Genomic DNA, 7167 nt, shown 5'->3' on the forward strand with positions numbered 1-7167 from the left:
GAGGTCACGACGGCAATTGTCCGCATATTGGGAACGGGTGTTTCATTTCCGTGAACGCTTTCCGGCCAGAAGGCCTGGGCCGCCGGTCGAGGGCGGGGATCGAAAGACCGGCGGCCCTTACCGCGCAGGAGCCGTCGTCCTGTGCGGGGCTGCCTCCAGTTGACTGCGCCACCACCTGTGCCGGGAGCGCGTGTGTGACATCGGCTCGTGTGACTCGTTCACACGGGGCGCGTGAGCCGAAGCGAGGTCACCGGCGCACACCGGATCGCACTCGGTGGCGTGAGCCGGTGTTCACCACCCCCGCGCGTGCCACTCCGGCAGGTGCGGCCGCTCCGCACCCAGCGAGGTGTCGTTGCCGTGCCCCGGATACACCCAGGTCTCGTCCGGCAGCTCGCCGAAGCAGGCAACATGACCGGCCGTTCCACCGGCACCAGCCTGCCCGCCTGCGACAAGGCCCAGTCCGTCCGCGACTGACCTCACTCGGCGGCAACACCGGCTTCACCTACGACGGCGACGGCAACGAGACCTCCGCCGCCTCCCCGACCGGCACCCGCACGGGCGGCGAGTGGACGTCCTTCACCCAGCTGTCCAGCCTGACGGCCTCCGGCACCGCGTCGAACTACACCTACGCCGGAACCGACCACAACGACCGTCTCACGCGCGGCAGTTCGACCTTCACCAACGCCGCGACCGGCATGACGCGCGAGAACGCCACCGGTTTCGTCCGCGAACCTTCGGGCACCTTGACAGCCATGACCTCCGGCGGGGCAAGCCAGTACTACCTCACCGACGTCCAGGGCAGCGTCATCGGCCTCGTCGACGCCTCCGGCAAGCGCACCGCGACCTACAGCTACGGCACCTACGGCGAGGCCCGCACCACCAGCGGCACCAACCAGCCCTACCGCTACACAGGCACCTACCTCGACCCCAGCGGCCTCTACGACCCCAACCTCGGACGCTTCACCCAGCCCGACCCCTCCGGCAAGGAAAGCAACCCCTACGCCTACGCCGCCGGAGACCCCCGTCAACGGTATTGACCCGAGCGGGCTGGACTTCCTCGGTATGTCAGGTGGCGTTCGTCCCGGGAGGACAGGCTGTCGGGCTGGGCCTGGCCGCCGTAGGGATAGGCATGGAAGCCGCTGGAGGGCCCCTCCCGCACGATGGACTTGGGCGTCAACGGAGCGTACTGGGCCGACGGGGTTCTCGCCGGAGAGGTCATGTAGGAGGCGGAATGTGCACACAAGCAGCGGCGATAACTGACAACTGGCCTGCGACCATTGTCATGTTGCTGTTCGGAGCTGCTGTAATCGCATTCTTCCTCGTCAGAGGAAGGAAGAAGTAGAGATTCGGCGCACGCCGCGTGCCACCCCTGACGAGAGGGGCGGCAGACGCGGCCTGCTTCACTGGAGCTGAATTCCTTGGCAAGCCACGGGCGCGGCAACATCCAGACCGTCAACCAGGGCGTGGATGGGGACGCGCTTGCCTCGCTCGACGTGCAGCTGTCCAGGCGGCGATCGTGGCGGGTGCGCTCTTCGGCTGACCGCTACTGTGCGGTGGCTGCCGGCTCCGACCGACTGCCAGAGACGCGGCTATTCCCCAGGGGCCACCGGGCGGCGGTGCCGCCGACCTACCAGCCCCGCTCGTGCCACTCCCCGAGGTGAGGCCGCTCGGCACCGAGCGTGGTGTCGTTGCCGTGGCCTGGGTAGATCCAGGTCTCGTCCGCGAGTACGAAGACCTTCGCCTCCAGGCCCGACATCAACGACTTGAAGTCCTCGGGCTGTGTTGTCCGGCCAGGGCCTCCCGGGAAGAGACAGTCCCCGGTGAACACATGCGGGTGCCCGTGCGGGTCGTCGTAGACGAGGGCGATCGAACCCGGTGTGTGCCCGACCAGGTGGCGCGCGGTCAGCTCCACGTGCCCCACCCGGATGACGTCGCCGTCCTCGACCAGGACGTCGGTGGGCACGGGGATGCCGTCGGCGTCGTCCCGGCCCGCGTACGTACGCGCGTGCGTGGCCGCGACGACCTCGGCGAGGGCCTGCCAGTGATCACCGTGCTGGTGCGTGGTGACGACGGAGGCGATGCCGTCGTCACCGATCGTGCCGAGCAGGGTGTGCGCGTCGTTGGCGGCGTCGATCAGCAACTGCTCGTCGGTGGCCCGGCAGCGCAGCAGATAGGCGTTGTTGTTCATCGGGCCGACCGCGATCTTGGTGATCATCAGGTCCTTGAGCTCGTGCACGTCGGCGGGCCCGCCGACCGTCACCTGTCCGCTGTACGTCATACCGGTCAGCCTAATCCGTTCCCGAGGGCATGCCGACGGGTCGGGCGGCCGCAGTGCGTTCACCCGGGCCCGCGTCCGCCACAGGCGATGACGGGGTCGTCCGTCAGCGGCGGACCAGTACCGCGTGCGTGACCTTCGGTGAGCTGACCAGCTCGGAGACCCGGTAGCCCTCGACGCCGTCACCCAGGTCGTCGAGCAGCCGTTCTCCGCGCCCGATGAGCATCGGCGCGATCACCAGGTGGACTTCGTCGATCAGCCGGGCGCGCAGGTACTGCCGGATGACCGCCGCCCCGCCGCCGATCCGGACGTCCTTGCCGCCCGCGGCGTCGAACGCACGCTGGAGCACCGTCTCCAGCGGCTCGTCGGTGAAGTGGAAGGTGGTTCCGCCGGCCATCTTGAGCGAGGGGCGCAGATGGTGGGTGTGCACGAAGACATCGTGGTGGTAGGGCGGGTTGTCGCCCCACCAGCCCTGCCAGGACTCGTCCTCCCACGGCCCGCGCTGCGGCCCGAACATGTTGCGCCCCATGATCGTGGCGCCGATGTTCCGGTCTCCGCGGACGAAGCGGTCGACGTCGGTTCCCGTCCTGCCCGCGGCCGAGTCCTCCATCGCGGACATGAACCAGCTGTGCAGCTCGTCGCCCCAGCCGACACCGTCGCCGAAGGGGGCGTCCAGTCGCTGGTTCGTGCCGGCCACGAAGCCGTCGAGGGAGATCGTCACGTTGTGCACCCGGACCTTGGGCATGGCCTTCACCTCTCGAGTCAGGTCGTTCTCTCACCTCTGCGTCGTACGGGGCCCGCGCGGATCGACACCCCCGCCGACATTCTCTTCCTCAGGAGCCGTTGGCGCGGGGTGCTACAGCGGGGGCAGCGAGGGCAGGGTGCCGCCGTGCACCCTCAGCAGCGAGCCGTCGCGGCGGCCGGCGAGCCAGCCGAGCAGGTCGGCCCGGCGCCCGGACACGATGAGTGCCGCCTCCTCGGGACGTCCGGTCGGGCTCCGGCGGCCGTCGTCCTCCTCGATCAGGAGGGCCGGTACGCCGGGGTGGCCCCGGAACCGCTCCGTGAGGAAGTCGATCTCGCGCTGGGTGAACTCCTCCGGGAGATCCTCCAGCTCGTACCCGATCCCGAGGTCCACGTGGTGCAGCTCCACCTCGACCCATCGCCGGAACGGCACCCGGGACGCCGAGTCGGTGACCCCGTTGCGCAGTTCCACCGTGCGGGACCAGTCGGCCGGTTCCGCCCCCGCCTCCTGGAAGCGCGCGGCGCTGTCGCGGAGGTCGGCGAGCTGGACGTCCAGGGGGCGAGCGGCGTCCCGCTCGATGTCGGCGTCACGTACGTCCGCGGACGCATACATGGGCTGCCCGCGCAGAACGTTCACGACGGCGTCGGCGTTGCGGGAGAGATGCGCGAGGACGTGACCCCGGCTCCAGCCCGGCAGCCGTGACGACTCGGTCACCGACGCGTTGTCCATCCCGGCGGCTGCGGTCAGCAGCCGCTCGGTCGCGCCACGTACAGACTCCAGGTCATGAGCGTGATCAATCATGCTGCTGACCCTAGCCCCGCCACACCTTTGGGTGAAGGTGGTGAAGCAGTGCCGGAAATCGAATGCACGTGCTATATGGTCGGGTGCGGCGTCGGGCATGCTGGAGGGCCGGGGATTGTTATGCCTCCTGGGAATCCGACCGGCGTTGTCAGTGGCTCCCCCTAGTCTGAGAAAGCACGGGGGCCCCGCCCCTGTCACCACTCTCAAGAAAGGTGCGGACCGGCGTGGCCGACCGTCTCATCGTCCGTGGCGCGCGCGAGCACAACCTGAAGAACGTCTCGCTCGACCTGCCTCGCGACTCGCTCATCGTCTTCACGGGCCTGTCCGGGTCGGGCAAGTCCTCCCTGGCCTTCGACACCATCTTCGCCGAGGGCCAGCGGCGCTACGTGGAGTCGCTCTCCTCGTACGCCCGCCAGTTCCTCGGCCAGATGGACAAGCCCGACGTCGACTTCATCGAGGGCCTGTCGCCCGCGGTCTCCATCGACCAGAAGTCGACCTCGCGCAACCCGCGCTCGACGGTCGGCACCATCACCGAGGTCTACGACTACCTGCGTCTGCTCTTCGCGCGCATCGGCAAGCCGCACTGCCCCGAATGCGGCCGTCCGATCGCGCGCCAGTCGCCGCAGGCCATCGTCGACCGGGTCCTGGAGCTGCCGGAGGGCAGTCGCTTCCAGGTGCTCTCGCCGCTGGTGCGGGAGCGCAAGGGGGAGTTCGTCGACCTCTTCGCCGATCTCCAGACCAAGGGGTACAGCCGTGCGCGCGTGGACGGCGAGACCGTCCAGCTCTCCAACCCCCCCACGCTCAAGAAGCAGGAGAAGCACACCATCGAGGTGGTCATCGACCGCCTCACGGTGAAGGACTCCGCCAAGCGCCGCCTCACCGACTCCGTCGAGACCGCGCTCGGGCTGTCCGGCGGCATGGTCGTGCTCGACTTCGTCGACCTCCCCGAGGACGACCCCGAGCGCGAGCGCATGTTCTCGGAGCACCTCTACTGCACGTACGACGACCTGTCCTTCGAGGAGCTGGAGCCCCGCTCCTTCTCCTTCAACTCGCCCTTCGGCGCCTGCCCCGAGTGCACCGGCATCGGCACGCGCATGGAGGTCGACCCGGAGCTGATCGTCCCGGACGAGGACAAGTCCCTCGACGAGGGCGCCATCCACCCCTGGTCCCACGGGCACACCAAGGACTACTTCGGCCGCCTGATCGGCGCCCTCGCGGACGCCCTCGGGTTCCGGACGGACATCCCCTTCGCGGGACTGCCGCAGCGCGCCAAGAAGGCCCTGCTGTACGGGCACAAGACGCAGATCGAGGTCCGCTACCGGAACAGGTACGGCCGCGAGCGCGTCTACACGACCCCCTTCGAAGGTGCCGTGCCCTTCGTCAAGCGCCGGCACAGCGAGTCCGAGAGCGACGCCAGCCGTGAGCGCTTCGAGGGCTACATGCGCGAGGTGCCCTGTCCCACCTGCGAGGGCACCCGCCTCAAGCCGCTCGTCCTCGCGGTCACCGTCATGGGCAAGTCGATCGCCGAGGTCTCGGGGATGTCCATCAGCGACTGCGCGGACTTCCTCGGGGAGCTGAAGCTCAGCGCCCGCGACAAGAAGATTGCCGAGCGGGTGCTGAAGGAGGTCAACGAACGACTGAAGTTCCTGGTCGACGTCGGCCTGGACTACCTCTCGCTGAACCGCGCGGCCGGCACCCTGTCCGGCGGTGAGGCCCAGCGCATCCGCCTGGCCACCCAGATCGGCTCCGGGCTCGTCGGCGTCCTGTACGTCCTCGACGAGCCGTCCATCGGCCTACACCAGCGCGACAACCACCGGCTCATCGAGACCCTGGTCCGGCTGCGGGACATGGGCAACACGCTCATCGTCGTCGAGCACGACGAGGACACCATCAAGGTCGCCGACTGGATCGTCGACATCGGTCCCGGCGCGGGCGAGCACGGCGGCAAGGTCGTGCACAGCGGCTCCCTGAAGGAACTGTTGGACAACGACGAGTCGCAGACCGGCCAGTACCTGTCGGGCAAGAAGGCCATCCCGCTGCCCGACATCCGGCGCCCCCTGGACCCGTCCCGCCGGCTCACCGTGCACGGCGCCCGCGAGAACAACCTCCAGGACATCGACGTGTCCTTCCCGCTGGGCGTGTTCACCGCGGTCACCGGTGTCTCAGGGTCCGGCAAGTCGACGCTGGTCAACGACATCCTGTACACGCACCTGGCCCGCGAGCTGAACGGCGCCCGGAGCGTCCCGGGACGGCACACGCGTGTGGACGGCGACGACCTCGTCGACAAGGTCGTCCACGTCGACCAGTCGCCCATCGGCCGCACCCCGCGGTCCAACCCGGCGACGTACACCGGCGTCTTCGACCACGTCCGCAAGCTGTTCGCCGAGACGACCGAGGCGAAGGTCCGCGGCTACATGCCCGGCCGGTTCTCCTTCAACGTCAAGGGCGGCCGCTGCGAGAACTGCGCGGGCGACGGCACCATCAAGATCGAGATGAACTTCCTCCCGGACGTCTACGTCCCGTGCGAGGTCTGCCACGGCGCCCGCTACAACCGGGAGACCCTGGAGGTCCACTACAAGGGCAAGTCCATCGCCGACATCCTGAACATGCCGATCGAGGAGGCCACGGGGTTCTTCGAGGCCGTCCCCGCGATCGCGCGCCACCTCAACACCCTCAAGGACGTCGGGCTCGGCTACGTCCGTCTCGGCCAGGCCGCGACCACCCTGTCCGGTGGCGAGGCCCAGCGGGTGAAGCTCGCCAGCGAGCTCCAGAAGCGCTCCACCGGCCGTACGGTCTACGTCCTGGACGAGCCCACCACCGGTCTGCACTTCGAGGACATCAGCAAGCTGCTGACGGTCCTGTCCGGCCTCGTCGACAAGGGCAACACGGTCATCGTCATCGAGCACAACCTCGATGTGATCAAGACGGCCGACTGGGTCGTCGACATGGGCCCCGAGGGCGGTGCCGGCGGCGGACTCGTCGTGGCCGAGGGCACGCCTGAGGAAGTCGCCGGGGTCCCCGCGAGTCACACCGGCAAGTTCCTCAGGGAGATCCTGGACGCCGATCGCATCAGCGACGCCACCGCGGTGAAGGCACCGCGCAAGGCGGCAGCCAAGAAGACGACCGCGGCCAAGAAGGCGGTCGCCGCCAAGCCGACGGCCAGGACGACGGCCGCCAAGAAGACGAGCCGGGCCCGCAAGGCCTGAGACGCCGGACACCTCAGGGACCACACGAACGGGCGGGGGGCCCCCGGGCCGCCCCCCCCCGGGCCCCCCCCCCCCCCGGGCGGCGGCCCGGGGGGCCCCGGCGGCCGGCGGGGCGGGGCGGGGGCGGCGTGGGCGGGGGGCGG

General features: G+C 69.3%; 5 protein-coding genes and 1 pseudogene. 2 read left to right on the plus strand and 4 right to left on the minus strand.

Annotation, left to right across the window (positions count from 1 at the left end; genetic code table 11):
• Positions 1-291: 291 nt before the first annotated feature.
• Positions 292-399: pseudogene (locus ACFYRX_RS35300) on the minus strand (MBL fold metallo-hydrolase); the annotation flags it as partial.
• A gap of 353 nt (positions 400-752) precedes the next feature.
• Between ACFYRX_RS35300 and ACFYRX_RS35305 the strand changes: the two are divergent.
• A complete protein-coding gene (locus ACFYRX_RS35305) occupies positions 753-1037 on the plus strand; it encodes an RHS repeat-associated core domain-containing protein (RefSeq protein WP_389108915.1) in 285 nt (94 codons plus the stop codon).
• Between the two features lie 590 nt (positions 1038-1627).
• Here ACFYRX_RS35305 and ACFYRX_RS35310 read toward each other — a convergent pair.
• The 3 genes from ACFYRX_RS35310 to ACFYRX_RS35320 all read right to left on the minus strand — a co-directional run bounded on the left by ACFYRX_RS35310 (position 1628) and on the right by ACFYRX_RS35320 (position 3818).
• The gene (locus ACFYRX_RS35310) at positions 1628-2278 is read right to left on the minus strand and encodes an MBL fold metallo-hydrolase (RefSeq protein ID WP_389108918.1); all 651 of its coding nucleotides are present in this window, start codon (positions 2276-2278) and stop codon (positions 1628-1630) included.
• 103 nt (positions 2279-2381) lie between these two features.
• Positions 2382-3020 carry a dihydrofolate reductase family protein gene (locus ACFYRX_RS35315; protein ID WP_389108921.1) on the minus strand — a complete coding sequence of 213 codons (639 nt, stop codon included), beginning with the start codon at positions 3018-3020 and terminating at the stop codon, positions 2382-2384.
• A gap of 111 nt (positions 3021-3131) precedes the next feature.
• Positions 3132-3818: a maleylpyruvate isomerase family mycothiol-dependent enzyme gene (locus ACFYRX_RS35320; protein WP_389108923.1), complete on the minus strand. Its 687-nt coding sequence runs from the start codon at positions 3816-3818 to the stop codon at positions 3132-3134.
• 224 nt (positions 3819-4042) lie between these two features.
• Between ACFYRX_RS35320 and uvrA the strand changes: the two genes are divergently transcribed.
• Positions 4043-7024 (plus strand): excinuclease ABC subunit UvrA, encoded by a 2982-nt coding sequence (gene uvrA, locus ACFYRX_RS35325; protein ID WP_389108926.1) that lies wholly within the window; start codon positions 4043-4045, stop codon positions 7022-7024.
• Positions 7025-7167 lie beyond the last annotated feature (143 nt).

Source organism: Streptomyces sp. NPDC005374 (assembly GCF_042872225.1).
Taxonomy (GTDB): domain Bacteria; phylum Actinomycetota; class Actinomycetes; order Streptomycetales; family Streptomycetaceae; genus Streptomyces.

Coding starts and splice junctions, on each gene's coding strand:
- ACFYRX_RS35305 (WP_389108915.1), top strand. CDS start 753: ATGACCTCCGGCGGGGCAAGCCAGTACTACCTCACCGACGTCCAGGGC.
- ACFYRX_RS35315 (WP_389108921.1), bottom strand. CDS start 3,020: ATGCCCAAGGTCCGGGTGCACAACGTGACGATCTCCCTCGACGGCTTC.
- ACFYRX_RS35310 (WP_389108918.1), bottom strand. CDS start 2,278: ATGACGTACAGCGGACAGGTGACGGTCGGCGGGCCCGCCGACGTGCAC.
- ACFYRX_RS35320 (WP_389108923.1), bottom strand. CDS start 3,818: ATGATTGATCACGCTCATGACCTGGAGTCTGTACGTGGCGCGACCGAG.